The sequence below is a fragment of the Methanospirillum hungatei JF-1 genome (assembly GCF_000013445.1).
GTDB classification, from domain to species: domain Archaea; phylum Halobacteriota; class Methanomicrobia; order Methanomicrobiales; family Methanospirillaceae; genus Methanospirillum; species Methanospirillum hungatei.
Map to the genome: position 1 here is coordinate 1,149,742 of NC_007796.1, position 20,777 is coordinate 1,170,518.

Annotated in this window: 20 protein-coding genes; 3 read left to right on the forward strand and 17 right to left on the reverse strand. The window is 46.4% G+C overall.

From position 1 onward, the window contains the following. Positions 1-41: 41 nt before the first annotated feature. On the forward strand, positions 42-941 hold the full coding sequence (locus MHUN_RS05335; RefSeq protein WP_011448049.1) for a DNA glycosylase: 900 nt from the start codon (positions 42-44) through the stop codon (positions 939-941). Here MHUN_RS05335 and MHUN_RS05340 read toward each other — a convergent pair. From MHUN_RS05340 to MHUN_RS05360, 5 genes are all read right to left on the reverse strand, one after another. Beyond that, on the reverse strand, positions 916-2,091 hold the full coding sequence (locus MHUN_RS05340; RefSeq protein WP_011448050.1) for an inorganic phosphate transporter: 1,176 nt from the start codon (positions 2,089-2,091) through the stop codon (positions 916-918). The genes MHUN_RS05335 and MHUN_RS05340 overlap by 26 nt on opposite strands. Before the next feature lie 5 nt (positions 2,092-2,096). After that, positions 2,097-2,726, reverse strand: a complete 630-nt coding sequence (locus MHUN_RS05345) for a DUF47 domain-containing protein (RefSeq protein ID WP_011448051.1) — start codon at positions 2,724-2,726, stop codon at positions 2,097-2,099. A gap of 48 nt (positions 2,727-2,774) precedes the next feature. After that, the gene (locus tag MHUN_RS05350) at positions 2,775-3,980 is read right to left on the reverse strand and encodes an inorganic phosphate transporter (RefSeq protein WP_011448052.1); all 1,206 of its coding nucleotides are present in this window, start codon (positions 3,978-3,980) and stop codon (positions 2,775-2,777) included. A gap of 3 nt (positions 3,981-3,983) precedes the next feature. Further along, on the reverse strand, positions 3,984-4,616 hold the full coding sequence (locus MHUN_RS05355) for a DUF47 domain-containing protein (RefSeq protein WP_011448053.1): 633 nt from the start codon (positions 4,614-4,616) through the stop codon (positions 3,984-3,986). Between the two features lie 73 nt (positions 4,617-4,689). Next, on the reverse strand, positions 4,690-5,217 hold the full coding sequence (locus MHUN_RS05360; RefSeq protein WP_143709369.1) for a hypothetical protein: 528 nt from the start codon (positions 5,215-5,217) through the stop codon (positions 4,690-4,692). 180 nt (positions 5,218-5,397) lie between these two features. On the opposite strand from MHUN_RS05360, the gene MHUN_RS17255 reads away from it, so the two are divergent. After that, complete coding sequence (locus MHUN_RS17255; protein WP_011448055.1) at positions 5,398-7,077, forward strand: response regulator; 1,680 nt, start codon at positions 5,398-5,400, stop codon at positions 7,075-7,077. Here the strand turns inward: MHUN_RS17255 and tpiA are convergent, their stop codons facing one another. The 11 genes from tpiA to MHUN_RS05420 all read right to left on the reverse strand — a co-directional run bounded on the left by tpiA (position 7,078) and on the right by MHUN_RS05420 (position 18,990). After that, a complete protein-coding gene (tpiA, locus tag MHUN_RS05370) occupies positions 7,078-7,761 on the reverse strand; it encodes a triose-phosphate isomerase (RefSeq protein WP_011448056.1) in 684 nt (227 codons plus the stop codon). Between the two features lie 78 nt (positions 7,762-7,839). Next, positions 7,840-10,344, reverse strand: coding sequence for a U32 family peptidase (locus tag MHUN_RS05375; RefSeq protein WP_011448057.1), 2,505 nt, complete (start codon positions 10,342-10,344; stop codon positions 7,840-7,842). A 9-nt stretch (positions 10,345-10,353) separates the two neighbouring features. Then, on the reverse strand, positions 10,354-11,361 hold the full coding sequence (locus MHUN_RS05380; RefSeq protein WP_011448058.1) for a chorismate synthase: 1,008 nt from the start codon (positions 11,359-11,361) through the stop codon (positions 10,354-10,356). Continuing rightward, positions 11,358-12,740, reverse strand: a complete 1,383-nt coding sequence (gene aroE / locus MHUN_RS18165; RefSeq protein ID WP_048067309.1) for a shikimate dehydrogenase — start codon at positions 12,738-12,740, stop codon at positions 11,358-11,360. The genes MHUN_RS05380 and aroE overlap by 4 nt, the downstream gene beginning before the upstream one ends. Then, complete coding sequence (gene aroA / locus MHUN_RS05390) at positions 12,716-14,008, reverse strand: 3-phosphoshikimate 1-carboxyvinyltransferase (protein ID WP_011448060.1); 1,293 nt, start codon at positions 14,006-14,008, stop codon at positions 12,716-12,718. The genes aroE and aroA overlap by 25 nt, the downstream gene beginning before the upstream one ends. Then, the gene (locus MHUN_RS05395; RefSeq protein WP_011448061.1) at positions 13,999-14,793 is read right to left on the reverse strand and encodes a prephenate dehydratase; all 795 of its coding nucleotides are present in this window, start codon (positions 14,791-14,793) and stop codon (positions 13,999-14,001) included. The genes aroA and MHUN_RS05395 overlap by 10 nt, the downstream gene beginning before the upstream one ends. Next, positions 14,790-15,614 carry a prephenate dehydrogenase/arogenate dehydrogenase family protein gene (locus tag MHUN_RS05400; RefSeq protein ID WP_011448062.1) on the reverse strand — a complete coding sequence of 275 codons (825 nt, stop codon included), beginning with the start codon at positions 15,612-15,614 and terminating at the stop codon, positions 14,790-14,792. Before MHUN_RS05400 ends, MHUN_RS05395 begins: the two co-directional genes overlap by 4 nt. A gap of 1 nt (position 15,615) precedes the next feature. Continuing rightward, positions 15,616-16,602, reverse strand: coding sequence for a 3-dehydroquinate synthase II (locus MHUN_RS05405; RefSeq protein ID WP_011448063.1), 987 nt, complete (start codon positions 16,600-16,602; stop codon positions 15,616-15,618). Positions 16,603-16,608: 6 nt separating this feature from the next. Next, positions 16,609-17,382 carry a 2-amino-3,7-dideoxy-D-threo-hept-6-ulosonate synthase gene (locus MHUN_RS05410; protein ID WP_011448064.1) on the reverse strand — a complete coding sequence of 258 codons (774 nt, stop codon included), beginning with the start codon at positions 17,380-17,382 and terminating at the stop codon, positions 16,609-16,611. After that, positions 17,379-18,179 carry a 2-amino-3,7-dideoxy-D-threo-hept-6-ulosonate synthase gene (locus MHUN_RS05415; RefSeq protein WP_011448065.1) on the reverse strand — a complete coding sequence of 267 codons (801 nt, stop codon included), beginning with the start codon at positions 18,177-18,179 and terminating at the stop codon, positions 17,379-17,381. Before MHUN_RS05415 ends, MHUN_RS05410 begins: the two co-directional genes overlap by 4 nt. Positions 18,180-18,471: 292 nt before the next feature. After that, the gene (locus tag MHUN_RS05420; protein ID WP_011448066.1) at positions 18,472-18,990 is read right to left on the reverse strand and encodes a multiprotein bridging factor aMBF1; all 519 of its coding nucleotides are present in this window, start codon (positions 18,988-18,990) and stop codon (positions 18,472-18,474) included. Between the two features lie 34 nt (positions 18,991-19,024). On the opposite strand from MHUN_RS05420, the gene MHUN_RS05425 reads away from it, so the two are divergent. Continuing rightward, positions 19,025-20,263, forward strand: coding sequence for a proteasome-activating nucleotidase (locus tag MHUN_RS05425; protein WP_011448067.1), 1,239 nt, complete (start codon positions 19,025-19,027; stop codon positions 20,261-20,263). On the opposite strand, the gene MHUN_RS17265 is transcribed toward MHUN_RS05425, so the two are convergent. Next, positions 20,264-20,767 (reverse strand): hypothetical protein, encoded by a 504-nt coding sequence (locus tag MHUN_RS17265; RefSeq protein WP_011448068.1) that lies wholly within the window; start codon positions 20,765-20,767, stop codon positions 20,264-20,266. It lies immediately after the preceding gene. Positions 20,768-20,777 lie beyond the last annotated feature (10 nt).

Here is a 20,777-nt window from a genome sequence, read left to right on the forward strand (position 1 = left end):
ATGAGATATTCTCTTTACATCAGGCAGACATATGCTCTTTTGTGAAATCCTTTTCACTCACAGAGTCACAACTTCCTTTCGATCTCGATCTCTCACTCTCATGCGGGCAGATATTTGGATGGAAGAAAACAAGGGATACATGGAAAGGGGTACATAATGGGAGTATTGTAACAATCAGACAGAAGGGCATTCTCATCGAATATGATGGATTATCACAGCAGGATGTCATCCGGTTTTTAGGGTTATCTGATCCCATCTCTGATATTATCGAATCCATAAGAGAACATATCATCGCATACAAAGGTTCACCAGATCGATTTTTTGAAACCAGGTACAGCCAGTCACGGGGACTCCGGATACTCAGGCAACATCCCTGGGAATGCCTGGTGAGTTTCATCTGTTCGGCAAACTCGAATGTCAGCACTATCGGGAAACGAATCAACCTCATTCTTGGGCGATATGGCACCTCATGCACACTATTCGAGAACACGTTCCCGGATCCAGCAGTACTCTCTCAATGCCAGGAACCAGAACTTCGGGAATGCCTGACAGGATACCGGGCTCCCTACCTGATAAAAACCGCTCAGTATATTCATGAGCATCCTGACTTCTTTCATCAGGTCAGAAAAATGGAATACCATCAGGCAAAAGACACGTTGATGAATTTACCCGGAGTCGGACCAAAAGTTGCAGACTGCGTTTTACTCTTTGCATTTGAACATCTCAATGCAGTCCCGGTGGACATCCGGATACGGAAGATAATTGAAGATAAATACGCCAGTCTTATCCACACCGATAAGAGTGGAAAACTCCCCTATGATACTATTGGCGGATTCTGCAGGGAGTACTTTGGTCCTTATGCCGGATATGCCCAACAATATCTCTTTGCTACCCGCGATTTGGAAAAAGGAGAGGTTACCAGATCTGCTGAATTACCATGAATACACAATAAGCACACGTTGCGGTCAGCGGAATCGTAATGATCCATGCCGTGACAATCTGCCTCACAATAGACCACTGAACTGCTGAACTTCCCTGCGTTGCACCAACCCCCATGATACATCCACTGATTGCATGAGTGCTGGATACCGGAACACCAAAAAGTGTTACAAATAAAAGAACAAAACCGCCGCCTGCTTCAGCACAAAAGCCCTGATACGGACGCAGGTGAGTAATCCGCTTCGCCATTGTCCTGACGATCTTCCATCCTCCGGTCAGGGTTCCCAGTGATATTGCCGCACTAGACATGAGGATTACCCAGAGAGGGACATGGAAGTCATTCAATACCCCTGCTGTAACCAGCATAGCAGTAATTATACCCATTGCATGCTGTGCATCATTACTCCCATGACCGATACTGTAAAACGAAGCCGATACGATCTGCAGTTTATTAAATATTTTATTCATTACCTGCTGGTCTGCATTCCGGCATAACCTGATAACCAGACATCCGAAGATGAACGCTCCTGCAAATCCCAGTGATGGTGAGATGACAATGAAGAGAATGATTCCTAATAGGCCGCTGATAGGAAGAATATGGAACATAATACAAAGGGGAATTGAGAACACAAATCCAAAAAATCCTCCTATCTTCAGATAATGATTAAGATCGGGCTCATGTTTTCGCTTGGCAATCCCTGCCAGAAAGACTGCACCGATAAGTGCCCCGATAAGCCCGAAAAGAATCACCCCTCCGATCAACGGCAATGAAGGAAGGATGACAACACTCATCCCCCCATAGGCAACCGCAGTTCCAATCAGACCCCCAACCATCGCATGGGTGGATGATATCGGAATCCCGATATATGCAGTCGCATAAATCCAGAAAGATGCGACGAGAATACCAACGATAATAACCTCAAGCGTAAGCCATTCAGGTGCCACAATCCCTTTCCCAATCGTCTTTGCAATAGCCGTGGTAAAGAACAACGGGCCAATAAGGTTAAAAAATGCTGCCAGACAAACTGCCTGCAGGGGTGTCAGGACACGGGTTGCAACAATGGTAGAAATGGAATTTGCCGCATCATGAAGACCATTTAAAAAATTAAAAAGGAGAGCGATAGCAATGCCAATGATGAGGATGCTTTCCATACTGATCACGAATGCCTGATACTGATATCCGAAAGGACGTTCGCAACATCTTCACATTTGTCAGTAGCAGTCTCCAGACACTCGTAAATATCCTTTAATTTTATCGTCGTCATGGGATCTTCCAAGGCAAACAGCCGCTGGATTGCATGAGATAACAGATCATCTGCCATGTTCTCAAGCCTGTTAATTTCTATGCCACAACTTTCCAGTGGATTACTGTTCCTGAAAGAACGAATTCCCTTCACCCCGCATTGCAGCTGGACTGTTGACAACCTGATAAGCTGGGCAAAGTTCTGCATCGTCTTGTCATAGTCCTTTATTCCATAAATGAAAAGTTTCTCAGCCGAATCATCAATGTAGTCCAAAACATCATCAAGTGCTGATGCGAGTCTTGATATCTCCAGCGGATCAAGCGGAGTGATAAATGTGCGATTTAAATGTTCGTATATTTCATGGGTGATTAAATCGCCCCTGTGTTCCAGTTCTTTAATCTCTTTATAGGTTGATTCAGGCTCAGTCTTTTTTGTAACCATCTGCTCCAGTTTGTCGGCCGCCTGAACTACAATACCGGCCATTTGCTCAAAAAGGTCAAAAAATACTTTGTCCTGTGGAATCAGCCATTCCTTAATCCCCACAGTAATCTGAACAAATACCCCTTACATACGTAAAAAGACACCGGTCTGTCACCATACCATATCAAGGATGATAAGACCTGCCTGCAGAAAAAATGAATACCCAATATAACATGCCGCAGATGTCGTAACCGCAAGCGGGAACGTAACTATCCATGTCGTTACAATATCTCTCACAACATTCCAGTCAACAGCATTTTTTCCCCTGGTAGCACCGACCCCGACGATAGAGCCACTGATGATATGAGTGGAGGAGGTAGGAATACCGGATATTGTCAGGGCAGATATGACAAGCCCTCCTGCAGTAGATGCACAAAATCCCTGGTATGGCCGAATCCGGGTTATCCCTTTTGCCATCCTGGTAATGACATTCCACCCTCCGAAGACCGTCCCGGCGCCGATGGCAAGGGCTGATGCTGCCATCACCCAGAATGGAGCCGAGAAATCTTCAGCCAGACCTCCGGCAATAAAAAGGGCGGCGATAATACCCACTGCATGCAGGCCATCGTTGGCCCCATGTCCTATCGCCTGAATTCCACCGGCGACGACCTGAAGGGGGAAGAAAATTTTATTTCTTGTACTTTGCCGGGAAAATCTGAAGATATAAGAGACCAGGATATCGAGAAAAAACCCTCCAAGAAAACCGATAGTCGGGGATATCACGATAAAAATAAAAATCGCCAGAAGGCCGCTTACTTCGAGAGCACCAACGCCCATAAGAGAAACAATCATAAGGGAAAACCCCCCGACAGCTCCTGCTACAACTCCCAGCTTTACTGGTCCTTTGAGTATCCAGAAGATGATAGAAAGACAAACTCCTCCGCAGAGTGCTCCCACAAAACCAGACATGGCAACAGACTGGAGCATCAGAAGAGACGGCCATATTACCGTGGAAAGGCCAAATGCTGCGATTGATGATCCAACCATACATCCGATAAGGGCATGACTTGCTGATATCGGAAATCCTTTCGCCGTTAAAATACTAAGGAGCAGGACCCCGCAAAAAAGTGCAATTACCAAAGTTACAGGAGTCAGGGCACCCGCTTGTACAACACCGGTTCCAATGGTCTTTGCAATAGCAGTCGTCAATAAAAATGGTCCTGCAATATTGCAGACTGCCGCCAGAATGAGGGCATATAGTGGTCTCACTGCCCGTGTGGCTACTATCGTGGCAATCGAATTCCCGGCATCATTCAGACCATTGACAAAATTAAATAATAGTGCCAGGAAAATCCCAAAGATGATGATAAATTCCATGGCTTACGTATGACGAATGATAATCTCATTGAGGACATGTCCCACATCATTACATTCCTGCAAAACCTCTTCGAGATTTTCATAGATATCCTTGAGTTTTATAAGAAGTATCGGATCCTGCATAGAGAATAGTTCAGTTACAGCAGAAGAGAGGAGATCACTGGACCGGTTATATACATGATTGATATTCTGACAGGAGTTTTTTATCTCATGAATCTCATTCCAGGACCCGAGCAGTCCAACACCTTCCCGAATTTCTGCGACTGATATAGATATAAATTCGGCAAAGGTATTCAAATGGGGGTAGGTCCCGATCAACTGATAATTGCATATCTGATGTGCAACCCAGTCGATGATATCAATGACATCATCAAGAGCTTTTGCAAGACGGTGAATTTCATCTGGTTCAAGAGGAGTGATAAGTGACTCCTCCAATCTTGCAAAAATTTTTCTTAACAGTTCGTCAGATTCATGCTCAAGCTGATGTATCTTCTGGCAGGTAATGCCCCTGTGTTGATTCATATCAGATATCAGTTCGGTCAGATGCGATGAGGCTTGAACTATCTTTTCAGATATTTCACGAAAAATTTCCAGAAAATATTGATCTTCCGGGAGAATAATATTCCGTATCCGCATATCTTCTGGTGATACCTGATATATTATATGAGTATGTGTTCCGGCTCCAAATTACACAAAAGGACCTGAAATTTCAGGTCATATTGCTCATTATTGCAAAAAATTCGTCTGCCGGAACGGTTGCAAGTGCTGGAAAGGTTCTGTTCTGCACCGAATACCGCTGCATTACCTGATATTCAAGCCATGCACCATACAATGAAAGGCGGGCAGTAATCCCGGAGATCTGTGCAGGGTACTGAGGATCTGATCTGTTTAATCCAGGAATCCGGTTCAGACTGGTCAGTTCTGACTGGACTGTCCGGTTATATGCCTGCCTCAAATAAGACAAATCCTGTGACACATTATACGAGTACGTTTCATTCAAATTCTTCTTCAGGCGAATATTTGCATATTCTACAGAGAGATTCAGCACATCAGGGATGTCATAGGTGACAGAGCCATCAACCCGTCCTTTGATCTCATATAAATCAGGAATCCAGTACTGGTTCATCATAAACAGAAATTCGGTGTCATTACTGGTATGATTCCCCGATATACCGACATCCTCCCCTATACAGGGATAAATACACATGAGAAAAATTGACAGATATATGATGGACATATATGTCAGACAAAAACGCATAATTATCTCCTATAAACCTCTATTGATCATTGAGTTTATCTCTGGAGACATTTGAAGGTATCAGCCCTGAAAATCATTTAATAAAATCCAGATTATTGTAACCGGATACAAGAAACCATTAAAAAAGGGTATGCACAAAAAATAGGGGCAGGTTAGTGAGTGAATTCTGAAGTCCGTGTACTCCATGTTGATGACGAGCCCGTCATATGTGATTTAACCAAGTTGAGCCTTGAAAAAGGTGGACGACTCAAAGTCGATGTGGCCTCTTCAGCTGAAGAAGCATTGGATCTTATCAGGTCGGGTTCATATTCTTGCATCATTTCAGACTATGAAATGCCAATAATGAACGGGCTCGATTTTTTAAAAGAGGTTCGAAATATTGACCAGGACATTCCGTTCATCCTTTTTTCAGGAAGAGGGCGTGAGACAGTCATCATTGATGCTATAAATACCGGAGCAGATTTTTACATCCAAAAAGGCGGCGAACCAAAAGCACTGTTTGCCGAACTCAAGCATAAAGTGGAGTATGCCATTCAACAGCGTAATACGCGCATAGCACTTAAAAGAAGAGATGGTATTTTGGAAGCCGTCAGCCTGGTCGCGAATCTGTTTCTTGGTGGTGAAGCATTTGATCGGGCCCTGCAGGAGGCAATTACCCTTTTTGGTCTGGCAACCGAAGTGGATACCGTCAGACTGTTCAGACTGAATTCAGATTCAGAAGACACAGATACACATCACTCCATAAAAAATATAGCTTCATGGACAAGGATTACGATTCAGACAGATGAACGGGAGCAATACATAAAAACCAATAATATCCCGGTGGAAAAGGGACTTTTATCCCGTCTTGTAAGGGGTGAGACCCTCATCCTCAATGCATCAGAGATCCAGATGTATGATCCTCTTAAGGGTGGAATAAGTGCAAAATCCATCGCCGTATTTCCGGTTTTTGTTGATCAGAAAGTCTGGGGTATCTTTTGGTTTGCTGATTACATGAGTGAGCGGACATGGACTGGTGTGGAGATTGATGCTCTGCTCGCCGCATCAGCCATGATAGGTTCTGCTATCCAGCAGGATCAGATGCGACGATCGCTTATTGCAGCCAAGGAAGAATATGCATCCATGTATGCCCTGATGAGACGGCTTTGTGATACGGTCCCGGACATTTTATGGGCAAAAGATATTGATGGATCATTCCTCTTTGTAAACCAGGCAGGTTCTCATCTGCTCTGTGCAGAAAATACCAGTGATCCGGTAGGCAAAAGAGAGGAGGATTATCCCTGTGGACTTATTCATCATGGAATGTCAGAGTGCAAAAATGTGAGCCATCATAATATAAATGGGAGAATATCTCTCAAAACCGGATCAGAGGTCACTGAACTGGATATTATCACGGTCCCATTTGTCAATACCGAAGGAAACCAGATAGGAACTGTTACGTTAGGCAGGGATATTACCAATTATTGTAAAATTGAGCAGGGTCTTCGAATATCGGAGAAGAGATATGAAAATATCATCCGTGCCATCCACATCGGAATACTTGTGGTTTCAGGAGATGGAGTTATCAAAGATATTAATCCCCGTGCCTTGGAATTACTGGATGCACGAAAAAGTGAGATAATTGGAACATCCCTCAGTAAAAACCGGATTCTCCGTGAGATGGAAGTATCAGATGCAGTTCGTGAAGTGATATCGACTGGAAATGGCATTTCTTTCCTGACATCACGCTCGGTTACCAGAACCTCTGAAGATCTGTACTGTATGGTAGGACTGCTGGTCCCGGAAAACGGAGGGGAAGCTGAGGTTCTTATCACTCTCGATCCCCATTACTCAGAATAATCAGAGAAGTGAAACAAGGTCGCGAAGAACTGCTGCAGGATCTTCTGCCTTAACCACACTGGATGCCAGCAGGACTCCATCCGTTCCCAGGTCAACTGCTGTCTTTACACATTTTCCTGAGTGGATTCCGGCACCGGTAAGAACTTTTACTGCAGGACTGATTTTTCTGACAACATCTACAGAGTCAGTAATAATATCCGGATTTGCTTCAGATACAGATATTTTTCCACCAATAAGTTCTGGTGGTTCAATTGCCACATAATTCGGATTCAGGGCAGCAAGAGCAGCAGTGGTTGCCACATTATTCGAGCAGACACATGAGAGAAGCCCGGCACCTTTCAGGGCACTGACATTCTTTTCAATGTCTGCAACATTCAGCCGGTATTCTGAGTGATTTACCAGTGATCCGATTGCTCCTGCAGATTTGATCGCAGCCAGAGGCATTCGGCCGGTATGGGCACCAGGATCAACCGGGTCTACATGCTGGGCAAAAACCGGAATATCATAATGATGATTTATGGGATGAATATCTGTATATAATGGTGCCAGTGCAATGGTAACCCCAGATTCATCCATTATTTCACGGGCGGCCCTGGCAATCCGATGAGCTCCGTTTCCGATTGATTCGGTATAACACTTCAGATTAACGAGGACGAGTGGTGTTTTCAATGACTGTTGTTTCATATGGCATTCATTCGTCGTTGGAATACTTATCAGTTAACAATTGTTCACGTATGATACACGATAAAGGAGTCTTATTGGTTATGGTTTAACACTACAAAGACCCCTTCTGTACCCTGATCGGGTTATTCCTCCCCAGCTCATACTGATAATGGTATCTCTCAACTGATGCACCTCTTCTTCTGAAATATCAGGCATCATCCGTCTCCTCCATAACCGTGTCATTTCACCTGAATAGGTAACACCCCGGCCGCGGGCGTCAATAATAAACCACCTAATTCCCATCTGATACAGTACCGGATATTCACTAATCAGGCTGTGCTCAGATGAATTCATGATATGACTTCTTCCTGATTGTTCGCACCATACCGGGAATGAATACTCCTTTTCATCCTGAAGAACGAGCCCGGTTCCTTTTTGTTTGTGAGCATATGCACATATATGATCTTCTGTAACCGCGGCTTCAATGAGACCCTGACAACATAGAGCTATGGAAGGGCCGGTTTTTTTCCTGTATACCTGACAGATATCAGAGATCTCTTGTTCTGACAATTCAGGAGACAGGGTGCAGAACTCATACCGGTCACATGATGTTATCGATGCGGTATTTGTCACCGGCAGACCATAGTAAGAGGAAACCGAACAATCGGGGTTACATTCCAGGATATATTCACCAATACCAACTGAATCGACGAGAAAATGACGGATACCAAAAGAAGCAAATTTTTTCAGATGAGTAAGGAAGAGAGCCAGATCTTTCTGGCGAATCACTCCGGGGACTACAATGCCGATCTTACGAGCATGATCTGATAATCCACACATTTTATCAGGGAAATCCTGCCAATCCAGATATACCCGGTCAGCACCATGATTCAAAGCAGTATTTGCATCAGGTATGGATGAGACAAGAACTATCAGGTTAGATCTCTCTATTGCCGGTTTCTGATTACCATTATTATCAGAAGATACATGGTCACCAATCACGTTCCGGATATTATAAACGATTTCTGGTTTTGGAAGGTGGGATTGAATAATTATGTCTTCAGCGGCCTCTAGGATCTCACGCCGGAGTCTATTTAGTACACGAACAGGAGCAAACCATCCTTCTTCACCGGAGATCTTAATATCATCGAAGGTAAAAACCGTCCCTCCGGTCTTCATAAGTTGTTTCCGGATTTGATCCGGTGTCAGAGATCGTGTCTTTGCAGGTTCAACGATATCAGGACCTATGAATTCAAACTGATATGCATGTTCACGTCTGTCATATACAACTCCATTTCCAAAAATGATCCCTTCAGGAGAGAACAGAAGAGAACATGATATCGTGAGCGACCCAGCATACCGTTCATCCGGCTGGGCAAGAAGGGCTGAAATTTTTCGCTCCAGTTCCCTTCTTCCCGTTATATAGCAACAGACACCGGCCTTCGGGACAAAGGGAGCCTTCAATTCTATGAAGCCATCTCGAAAAACCGGATCATCCCTGAGGACAAGGCCCTCCATAAAATGCTCATTTCTGAAGACAAGTCCATCACCCTGCCGGAGAGTAATATCCGATACTGGTTTTACCCTGATTTTTCGGTTATCTGATGAGATGACAGAACCCAGATAATATCCCTGGTTACCAGGATAATCACGGCCCATAACCTGTGAATAATCTGACCCATTGATATATCCGGATGTAAATCCACGGGAAAAGGCAATCGAGAGATCTGCAATATCTTCAGGATCTGGATGGAATGATTCGGTCCTGATTGCATCGAGAGCCTTTCGATAGATTGAGGTGACAGTTGCAACATAGGCAGGAGATCTCATTCTGCCTTCAATTTTGAGAGCAGCAATTGGCAATTTGACAATTTTATCAAGAAACGGATAGAGTGAGAGATCTTTCGTTGAAAGCAGGTATCCGGATTTTCCAATCTCACGGGCAGCATTAACCCTGCCATACTGGTCAAGTGGTCCTTCCATCATCCGGTATTGTTTCCGGCAGGGCTGAGCACACATCCCCCGGTTCCCGCTTCTCCCTCCGACAAGTGAGGATAACAGGCACCGGCCTGAGTATGCATAACAGAGAGCCCCATGTGCAAACTCTTCCAGATCAACCGTATATTCGCTCAAAGCCTCTGAAATTTCTTCTATCTCTTCTCCGGTCAATTCGCGTGCCAGCACGACTCTTCTGCACCCGTTTTTTGCAGCATACCGGGCACCAGGAATATTATGGACACCCATCTGCGTGGATGCATGCAGAATGAGATCAGGGATGAACTGTCGTGCATAGGAAAGAAGTCCGATATCCTGAATAAGGACAGCATCTACCCCGATAGAAAACAGGAACAGAAGGTACGAAAGTGCTCTTTCCATCTCCTGTTCCGTTATCAGAGTATTTACGGTCACATATACCTCAATACCGCGAAGGTGAGCATATCTAACCGCATCTTTCAGTTCATCATCAGAGAAGTTTGACGCGAACTGACGTGCCCCAAACTCACGACCACCAAGATAGACCGCATCAGCACCGGCAGCACAGGCAGCGATGAGAGCTTCAGGTGATCCGGCCGGTGCAAGAAGAAGGGGAAGGTGAATAGTCATAGATGATAATCATGGCTCCTGTCTGCAATCTGGGATGATCTTTCTCTGCTCCAGAAGGGCATCCATGAGAACCAGTGCCATCATCGCTTCAGCCACCGGCACAATCCTAACCGCAATACAGGGATCATGCCTTCCTTTAACTGAAATCTTCCGTTCCATGCCATTCGTATCCACCGTCTGCTGAAGAGTCCTGATAGACGGGGTCGGTTTGATACTGAGTCGTACGAGGATATCCTGTCCTGATGAGATCCCCCCTAAAATACCTCCAGCATTATTTGAAAGATATCCCTCGGAAGTTATCTGATCATTGTGTTCCGAACCAGTCATTGATGCAGCCATTACACCTGATCCGATCTCCACTGCTTTAACGCCGCCGATACCCATCATCGCATAGGCGATGAGAGCATCGAGTTTTCCAAATACCGGGTCACCAAGACCAGGCGGACATCCTGATACCACAAGACTGACCACGCCACCAACAGACTCTCCCTGATCCCTCGCGTCACGGATAACCTGTTCCATTCTTTCAGGAACTTCTTCACCATGAACAGAAGTCAGGGAACCGGAGATAATGATGCCTTCTTTCTCAAGATACCGTCTGGCTATAGCACCCGCTGCTACCCGTGCAGCAGTCTCCCTGCCTGAGCTCCGCCCTCCGCCACGATGATCCCGTATTCCATACTTTTCAAAATACCCCCGATCTGCATGACCTGGACGAAATATCTCTTGTAATTCATCATAATCTGCAGATTTCATTGAAGTGTTCTGAATAAGAAGGCAGATGGGAGTGCCAAGAGTATATCCTTGAAACACTCCGGAGAGGATCTGCACTGCATCTGCTTCTTTTCGTGGAGTTACGAAATCACTCTGTCCTGGTTTTCTTTTATCAAGATAATACTGAATTTCGTTTTCAGAAATTGCAAAGCCGGGAGGACATCCATCAATAACCACACCAATTGCTGCTCCATGACTCTCACCAAATGTGGTAACCCGAAAATTCCGACCAAAGGTATTCATGCCAGTATTTCCCGAAGTCGCGAGATCGGAGTTTCAATCCCGGTAAGAATCCGGAACTGTTCAGCGAGCTGATGAATAAACATCTCGGTTCCAGGGATTACAGAGCAACCTGAAGCCAGGGCGGCCTGAAGAAGGGGAGTATCGCGGGGAGTATAGACCAGATCAAATACCTTCATCCCAGGTTCCAGGGCGGATGGAGGGATCGGGGTATGCGGGTCTGATCCCATTCCGATAGGCGTTGCATTGATAAGAAGATCCGGATGATATTTTCCAATATCAGCAAGGGTTCCAATCTCTGCACCACTCTTTCTTGCAAGATGCTCAGCACGTTCAGGTGTCCGGTTTAGGATCACCGGTGTAAATCCCCGCATAGAAACAGCATATACTGCCGCAGCTGCTGCCCCACCCGCTCCGAGAATTACTGCTGTGTCTCCATGAGTCCCTTCAAGAGGCCGGTAGATACCTTTCCAGTCGGTATTAAATCCATACTTTTTATCATCCTGAATGAGAATGGTGTTTACCGCACCAATGGATTCAGCATCATGCTTGATCTCATCCAGGTAGGGAATGACTGTCTCTTTGTGAGGGATGGTCACCGATAGTCCCCGAACTCCGGTCCCTGGCAAAAGTGAGAGGAAACGACCGGGATCCTTGTGTTCAAACCAGGTGTAATGAGCTGGCATCCCATAATCTGCAAATAAATGATTGTATATCCCCGGGCTTTTACTATGCATACATGGATATCCCAAAATTCCATAGAGGAAAATATCATAATCCCCGGATATCTTTTTAAGATGAATCTTTTCTCCTGATGGGATTGCAGTCTTCATGACAGAGGCAAAGAGCTCTTTCCGTTTATCCGGAACACAAATTCCATTTTCAATCAGATTCAGAATTTGTTTTGCTGCCTCCTCTGGTGTGGTGATGGTGGTATCTATCACAATGTCAGCTACACTCCGGTATATCGGCATTCGTTCTTTCAGGACCTGTTCTATCTCTTCCCTGGGAGAAAGTCCGGTAAGGGAAGGACGGTCAGATTTATGAATCCTATTAAAAATCACTTCAGGACTTGTATTCAGAAGGATTACAAGACTATTCATTCTCAGCATCCGGACATTGACAGGCCGAATAACTGCTCCACCCCCGGTACTGATTATCCCTGCATCAGATGGTATTCGTGCAATGACATGTTGCTCAATCTCACGAAATCCGGCTTCTCCTTCTGATTCGAATATCTGAGAAATCTTCTTTCCCGTCACATCCTCAATGAGTTGATCTGTATCGAGGTATCCCTGACCGGTCATTCGGGAAAGCGCCTTTCCAATACTGCTTTTACCGGTCCCCCGATAACCGATCAGCACAATACGGCGTTTTGCCATATCCGTCGTAATTCCTCCCAAAAACCTGGATAAGATTTTGTCACACATTCAGCATCAAGGATTGTAACATCCCCGATAAAACATCCAAGTACTGCAAAACTCATTGCAGTCCGGTGATCATTCTCCGGATGGATGATTCCTCCATGCAACGGAGCAGGATGGATGACAATAACATCCTCTTCTGTCTCAACTCTTCCCCCGAGAGTAGTCAGTCCATTCGCAATCGCCGCAATCCTATCACTCTCCTTCATCCTGAGATGGTGGACCCCGGTTATCCGGGTTGGTGAGGAGGATACCGCGGCAACCATGCAGACGGTCTGTACGATATCCGGACAATCAGCCATATCAACCTTTATTCCTTTGAGGAGAACATCTGGATCACGGGAAAGGATGATCGACTCCCGTTTTTCGGTTATGGAACATCCCATATTGACAAGGATCTCAAGTAGTCTCCGATCTCCCTGGGCAGATTGTGGATTCAGTCCTGATATGGTAGCAGATCCCCCGCAGATCGCTGCAAGGGCAAACCAGTACGATGATGATGAGAAGTCTCCTTCAATACCATAGGTCTGTGGTTTGTACCTCCTCTGCGAAGAGATCGTGAAAACCGGTTCTTTGTCATCTCCATCGACTAAAACTTCAGCGCCAAAAGCACGCATGCTGTCAATAGTCATCATAATATAGGGGAGCGAAACCGGATCGCCGGTCAGGTGAATATGAACATCATTGTCTGCATAGGGAGCTGCAATCAGAAGAGATGAAATAAACTGACTTGAGATACTCCCGTCCACATACATATCTCCAGCAGGAAATGTCCCATCTATCCTCACCGGCGGACATCCCGGATTCTTAAGACAGGTAATTTTTGCACCGGCATTATTCAGGGTATCAATAAGAGGGCCTAAGGGTCGTTCCTGCATTCGCCCACTGCCGGTCAGAACGACAGGGCCATCAGCAAGAAGAGAGACTCCGGTTAAGAGCCGCATCGAGGTTCCTGAATCCTGAATGTTAATCTCCTCAACAGGGGCCTTTAGATGCCCTCCCGTACCCTGAACGCGGATATTCTCTCTGGACCAGTCAAGCCGTACTCCAAGCTGCATAAGAGCACGCGCAGTCATTCGTGTGTCATCGGCATCCAGTTGTCCGATGATCTCAGACTGACCATCTGCAAGTGCCGCAATGATAAGTGCCCGATGAGTATAACTTTTCGAAGGAGGTGCTGAACAGCTGAAACAGACCGGTCCGCATCGTCCTATGTTCATCTGCATGGATTCTCTCCGGTCAGATGATAACAACCCAGATGTTTTACCCTGGTGATTTTCCTGATACGATCAATTGCCTCTTTCCATTCACCTTCGCATTGCAGGTCAATAAAGAAGACATAATTTCCCATACATCTCTTTGAAGGCCGTGATTCAATCCTGGTCAAATTTACTCCGGTCTCCTTGAATGGACTGAGAAGATCATATAAAAGACCGGCGCGGTTTTCTCCTGGATCAACTATTATACTGCATTTTTCTGGATGTTCATTGCTGTAGGGCTCTCTCCGAATCACAATGAACCGGGTGATATTATCGGGATTATTCTCAATATTACTGGCAAGTACCGGGATACCTGAACTATCAGCCAGAGTCTGTGAAAGAATGGCACCAGATCCTGGTCGTTCTTTCTGGGCAAGGGCACTTGCAGCATTACTCTCGGTATGAATGACCGGAATGCCCAGATCATCAATAAATTTGCTGCATTGCTCATGACTTTGCGGATGAGCGAAGATAACTGAAATTTTATCGAGAGTTGTATGTGATGCCAGAGTATGATGAATCGGCATGTACCGTTCTTCAGAGATGTAAACCGGATGCTGCATGAGGCCGTCCATGGTTGCTGTAACTCCACCGGCTTCACTGTTCTCAAGAGGAACAAGACCCGGGATGCCGGTCTGAAGTACCTGAGTAAAAACCCGGCCGATTGTCGGGACGAGAATGATCTCCGTATCTATCATACATGCAAGATCATGCGAAAAAGTCCCTGCTGGACCAAGAGTTATGAGAGTCACCTGCTCACCATCGCCTGAATAAGGAGGTCAGTCTCCTTTTGTGCCTGGTCGCAGAATGATCCGTACCATTCGCGGGATGCAAGAAATTCTCCGGTAAATGCATTCCGATCTCCTTCTTGAATTATACATAACATCTCATCAAACGCCTGCTTACAGGTATCCAGAACTGAAGGAACCTGAGGATTCATACAGAGGATATCAGCGTAAAGGTCTGGATTTTGAGCAAGTAATCTTCCTGCGATTCCGGTTTCGATCCGGTACACCGGACTCATATATGATTCAGTATCTGCCGGGGATATCCCAAGCCTCCTCATGGTCCCGGCTAGCAATATTGCCTTAAAATGAGTCAGCCCCTGAATCACTGCCATCATCCTGTCATGCTCTTCAGCTGTCGTTATCGTAACCCGGGCACCCTGGCTTTCAAAAATCTTCTGAAAAAAACTCAAATCATTCTCATGACATCGGGCGGGGGTAGCAACTATCGTCTGTCCCTGGATGGTCCCGACAGTCGGGCCAAACATCGGATGAAGTCCGATAACCCTGGCTTTCGAACACATCATAGCATTGACCGGATCAATCTTTAATGAAGTCAGATCTGCCAGGATCTGATGTTCACCAAGGAGGGGGGCTATCTCATAAATGACAGAGACCGTGTCTCTGATCGGAACAGAAATTACTATGACATCAGCCAGGCGGGCAATATCCTCTTTCTTTAGGGGAGTATTCCGTCCGGCTATGAGTACTTCGTGACCGGCGTTGCGAAAAACCTGTGAAAACAGATTTCCCATGCCCCCGGTCCCGCCAATGATGCCAATCTTCATGTTATTTCTCAATGATGGTCTCATCAATTGCCATACCAAAATGACGACCGCCACTTTCTACACGGCCCAGGACAACATCACCGGGTTTGAGTGAGGTTACAGATACTGCCGAATTATCCGGGCGAACAAGCCTGATGGTCTCTGCATTCTGCAGGATAATTGATACCTTCTGACACTCGCTCTCTGCTTCAACAAGAAAGAGCGGACGCCGTTCAATTTTCACCCTGCCAACAGTCGCTTCCCGGCAGGATCCGTTTCCATGAACTATCATCACCCGGTCACCTGCCTTCAGGTCAGCCAGATATGCAGTCTTTCCTTCCGGAACCTGCAGATATGCATGAACGCCACCTGCATTCACCCTGAACGGCCTGGGCGCTACATAGGGATTTACAAGCGTCTCTGCATGAACGAGAAAAAATCCGGATGATGTATTTCCAACAAGCATCCCTTCGCCGTCAACCATAAGAGAACAGGTATCGACACAGACCCTCTCACCCATTCCGGCAGGTTTTACAGTGGTTACGGTCAGACGGTGGAGTTGTTGTCCGGATATTCCTGACTGAACCATCCGACATATGGATCTGACAAGGTCCGGATCATCCGTTTTCACGAGGACACCCGAGACTCCTTTTTCAAGTACAGTCAGAGCCTGCTCAGCCTCTTTTATATCTGAAACGACGGCTATTACATTGTCCCCGCATGCCACCAGGTTTTCAAGAGGAATTATCGTCCAGTCAGGAGTGTGCACGATAATGCGGCAGGTCCTGGCAGCTTCCATTGCACGAGCCTGGTCCTCTGTATTCCCAATAGTAATCTCATGAATATCCTGCCCCGGAATTAGATCCCCATCAGGAGCGATGACCAGAATACGGCCCAGTTCTCTGACCGGACCTGCTGAATCTGCAATTACTCCTGCAGCTCCTGATTCAAGGGCGGCTATTGCAAGTTCCTTATCCCACGGACGAAGGTCTACAAATACCTGTTTCATATTCCCTCAAATAGCCTCAGGACGGACTCCCTGATGTACGACCTGCGATATATTGGACACAAATTTTGCAACATTGTCACGCTGGAAAGCATTTCTTCCCATGCAGACCCCGGCACATTTTGCAAAGTGGACAGCATCGTAGATGGTCTTGTAACAGTCCAGGTCCTCTCCTTTCTCTCCACCTGCAATCAGTACCGGGATGGACGATGCCTTCACAATCTTTGCAAATGATTCCGGATCACCGGTGTAGTTCGTTTTTACCAGATCAGCACCCAGTTCTTCAGCCACACGAACCGCATGACCGACATGTCGTGGATCATTTGGATCAATACCCTTCCCACGCGGGTAGATCATTGCGAGGAGAGGAATCCCCCAACGGTTACAGTCACGGACAACCATGCCGGCAGATTCAATCATCTTTGATTCCTGTGGTGCACCAAGATTTATGTGAATGGATACCGCATCTGCTCCAAGTGATACCGCTTCTTCAACACTGCAGATGAGGACTTTGTCATTCGGGTCAGGATTCATGCTTGTACCGGCAGAAAGATGAATAATAAGCCCTATATCCCGTCCTTTTCTCCGATGACCCGGACGTACAAGGCCTTTATGCAGGATGATGGCATTTGCTCCACCGTCAGATACTTCGGCAACAGTCTCGGTCATATTTAAAAGACCGTCAATCTGTCCCAGAGTCATCCCATGATCCATGGGGATTATTACCGCTTTTCCGGTATTTCTATCCATTATCCGTTCGATACGGATCTGTTTTCCAATCATAACATGCCTCCTTTCAGCATCTCATGCACTTCAGCTGCACTCATACCGTCATGAACAATTTTTGCACAAGCACGGACAAATGATGCCGGATTTGCATGCTGGAACGCATTTCTTCCGATAGAGAGTCCGGCTGCCCCGCCTTCCATCGAACCTTCGATAAGTTCAAGAGTGGTAAGATCATCCGTCTTTGATCCTCCTGCCACTACAACCGGAACCGGACAGCCCCTGGTAACTTCACGGAAAGTATCAGGATCACCGGTGTAATTGGTCTTCACAAGGTCAGCTCCTAGTTCTGCAGCCACCCTGGCCGCAAGCCGTACATGCTCCACGGCATGTTCGTCATCAATCTTCCGGCCACGCGGGTACATCATGGCAAGGAGCGGAACTCCCCATTCCATACATTCAATGGCAACATGCCCGAGATCGGTCAGCATATGTGCTTCAGAATCGGCACCGATATTCACATGCATCGAAACTGCATCTGCACCCATCTTCAGGGCATTTGTTACCGAATTGACCAGCACTTTTTCATTCGGATCCGGCCCGATAGCAGTCGATGCCGAGAGATGCAGAATAAGGCCGACATCATGGCCCCGTTGCCGGTGACCATGCAGGGCCAGACCCACATGACCTAGGACTGCATTTGCCCCCCCCTCTGCAACAGAATTTACTGCATCAGGAAGATCCACAAGGCCCTCAATGGGTCCAAGGGTTACTCCATGATCCATGGGAACAATAATTGTCTTTCTGGTGTTGCGATTCATGATTCTTTCAAGTCTGATATCTTTCCCTCTCATAACAGATCACTCCTTTTTGATACGAGTAATCACTCAGTACCAAAAAAACTGATAAAAGCTAAAAAAGAACGAATAAAAACGATACTCGTCAGAACGGTCGTTCGGTACAAAAGACAAGCTGGAAGAAGCAGAACTGCAGAACGCAACAGACTTCACACCCTCCACACAGTTTGTCATGATCAGGGGTCAGTGTTGTTACTTATAAACCTATCGCTATCGTGCCATGCCATAGCATAGCATGGATGATGTACAATGCCTACATTATCATTTCACGCACAAAAAATGAGGAAAATTACTTCTTCGCCTTCTTGATCTGGATGACATCCCCCATCGTGGTAGTCATCCTGGCGTGGTGCAGATCAGTCGGTTCTGATGAACCTTCGTCCAGCAGACTGATATTGAGTATCTTTTCCAACTTCTTTCGAACCTCATCTTCCGGTATCAGTTCGCCTTTTTCAAGTTTCTTTACGAGGAGCTCACGCTCCATCATGGCAAGGGCAAGATCTTTCTGGGTCATTCCCAGTTTCATCCGTGCATCCCGAATCCGGTCAGCATAATCTTCAACAAGATCGCCTCCCATCCGGTCAAACAGATCCCTGGATCGTTGGACCTGTGGTCTTGTGGAACCGGAATAGGCGGATGTTCGTACTGCCTGTGCTGCAGATGTCCGGGGAACTGCTCCCTGGACTTCAGTGCCATATTTTGCACAGCCATTACACACCGAGAGCTCGGCCCCTTCGATCTTGATCCTTTTCAAAGGGCCTTTGGCTTCTGCGCCGCACATTTCACACTGCATTTTCGCAAACATCATATAGTCACTTACCCCTATATACCTGATTGATCAGATGGCAGAAGCAGCCCGCCACCCGGATGACATGAAAACTCCTGACGAGTTATACCGGTATTTAGTAGACCGGGTTGCAGGAATGGAATCGCAAAACCAGGAATTGAAAGAGCAGATACGGCAACTGGAGTCAGATAAGCGATATATTGAGACCCAGAAGATCCGGTACGAACGGGAGGTCAGGAAGCTGAAAAGCGAGATTGAACACCTGAAAACCCCCCCGCTCATTGTCGGAACCATAACTGATATCATCGATTCCGGCCGCGTTGTTGTGCGTTCTAGTGCGGGGCCCCGGTTTCTCGTCAGGGTGTCACAGGCAGTTAATCCGACCACCCTGAAAGCCGGTGTCAGATGTACCTTAAATCAGCAATCCCTGGCTATAGTGGAAGTGCTCCCAAGCACATATGATTCACAGGTATATGGTATGGAACTGGTTGACGCTCCGACTGAGACCTATGAGGACATAGGCGGCCTTGAAAAGCAGATTATGGAGATTCGTGAAGCGGTCGAACTTCCGATGACAAGACCTGATCTGTTTGAGAAGATAGGTATTAACCCACCCAAAGGAGTCCTGCTTTATGGCCCTCCTGGTACGGGTAAAACCCTTCTTGCAAAGGCCGTTGCACATGAGACCCATGCAATCTTCCTGCACACTGTCGGTTCAGAACTGGTCCAGAAATATATTGGTGAAGGAGCCCGTCTTGTCAGGGAACTATTTGACCTTGCGAAAGAGAAGGCACCATCAATCGTATTCATCGATGAGATTGATGCCATCGGTGCATCACGCACAGAAGCCATGACCTCTGGAGACCGTGAAGTGCAGCGTACACTTATGCAACTCCTCGCAGCCATGGATGGTTTTGAGCCACGTGGTGATGTGAAAATTATCGGTGCAACAAACCGGATTGATATTCTTGATGCAGCTCTCCTGCGTCCGGGACGTTTTGACAGGATTATTGAAATTCCTCTCCCTGATACCGAAGGCAGATACTCCATTCTGAAAGTCCATACCCGGTGTATGAACCTGTCAGAGGATGTTGATCTTATGGAGGTAGCCCGGCTTACTGAAGGGAGAAACGGAGCAGAACTGAATGCAATCTGTATGGAAGCCGGCATGTTTGCTATCAGGAAGGAACACCCGCAAGTTGATCAGGAAGATTTCCTGACTGCTCTAAATAAATTCAGATGTGACTTTGAGAGGGATCACAGGTTGACGACCGCAGGCGTTATGTTTGCCTGATTACTCTTCTTCTCCCTCTTCTGTTTTTTGAAGATTGTCCGGTCTGACAGCTTCAGGTGCACAAAGCCGGCAGACGGTGCACTCTTCTTCAGAACAGAGTACTTCGAAAACATCCTCGTCACACGCCTGATCTCTATCACGAGTGCATAATTCTGGAAAGGTATCATATTTTACCAGGTTACCATCTCCTTTGACCCGGTACCAGATCTTCCAGGGCCAGGGATCTGCGTGAGGTTCTCTTTCAAGATACCGTGATCTGGCAACGGACGGGGTACAATACATACCAGGAGCTATCTCAAAAAGATAATCAGACCCAAATTTCCTGATAAAGTACTTCAAATCTGAAGCCAGGGAGAGCGCTGCAGATAGTGAACTGACCTTAACAATTATGCCGACCGGAGTTTCTACAGGACCATAAAACCGAAGCGCATTCCATGCGGTCTCGGATCTCCTGAGTTCCTGATATAACCTTATCCCCGGTCTGCTGAAAATCAGCAGATTCATAAAAAACGAT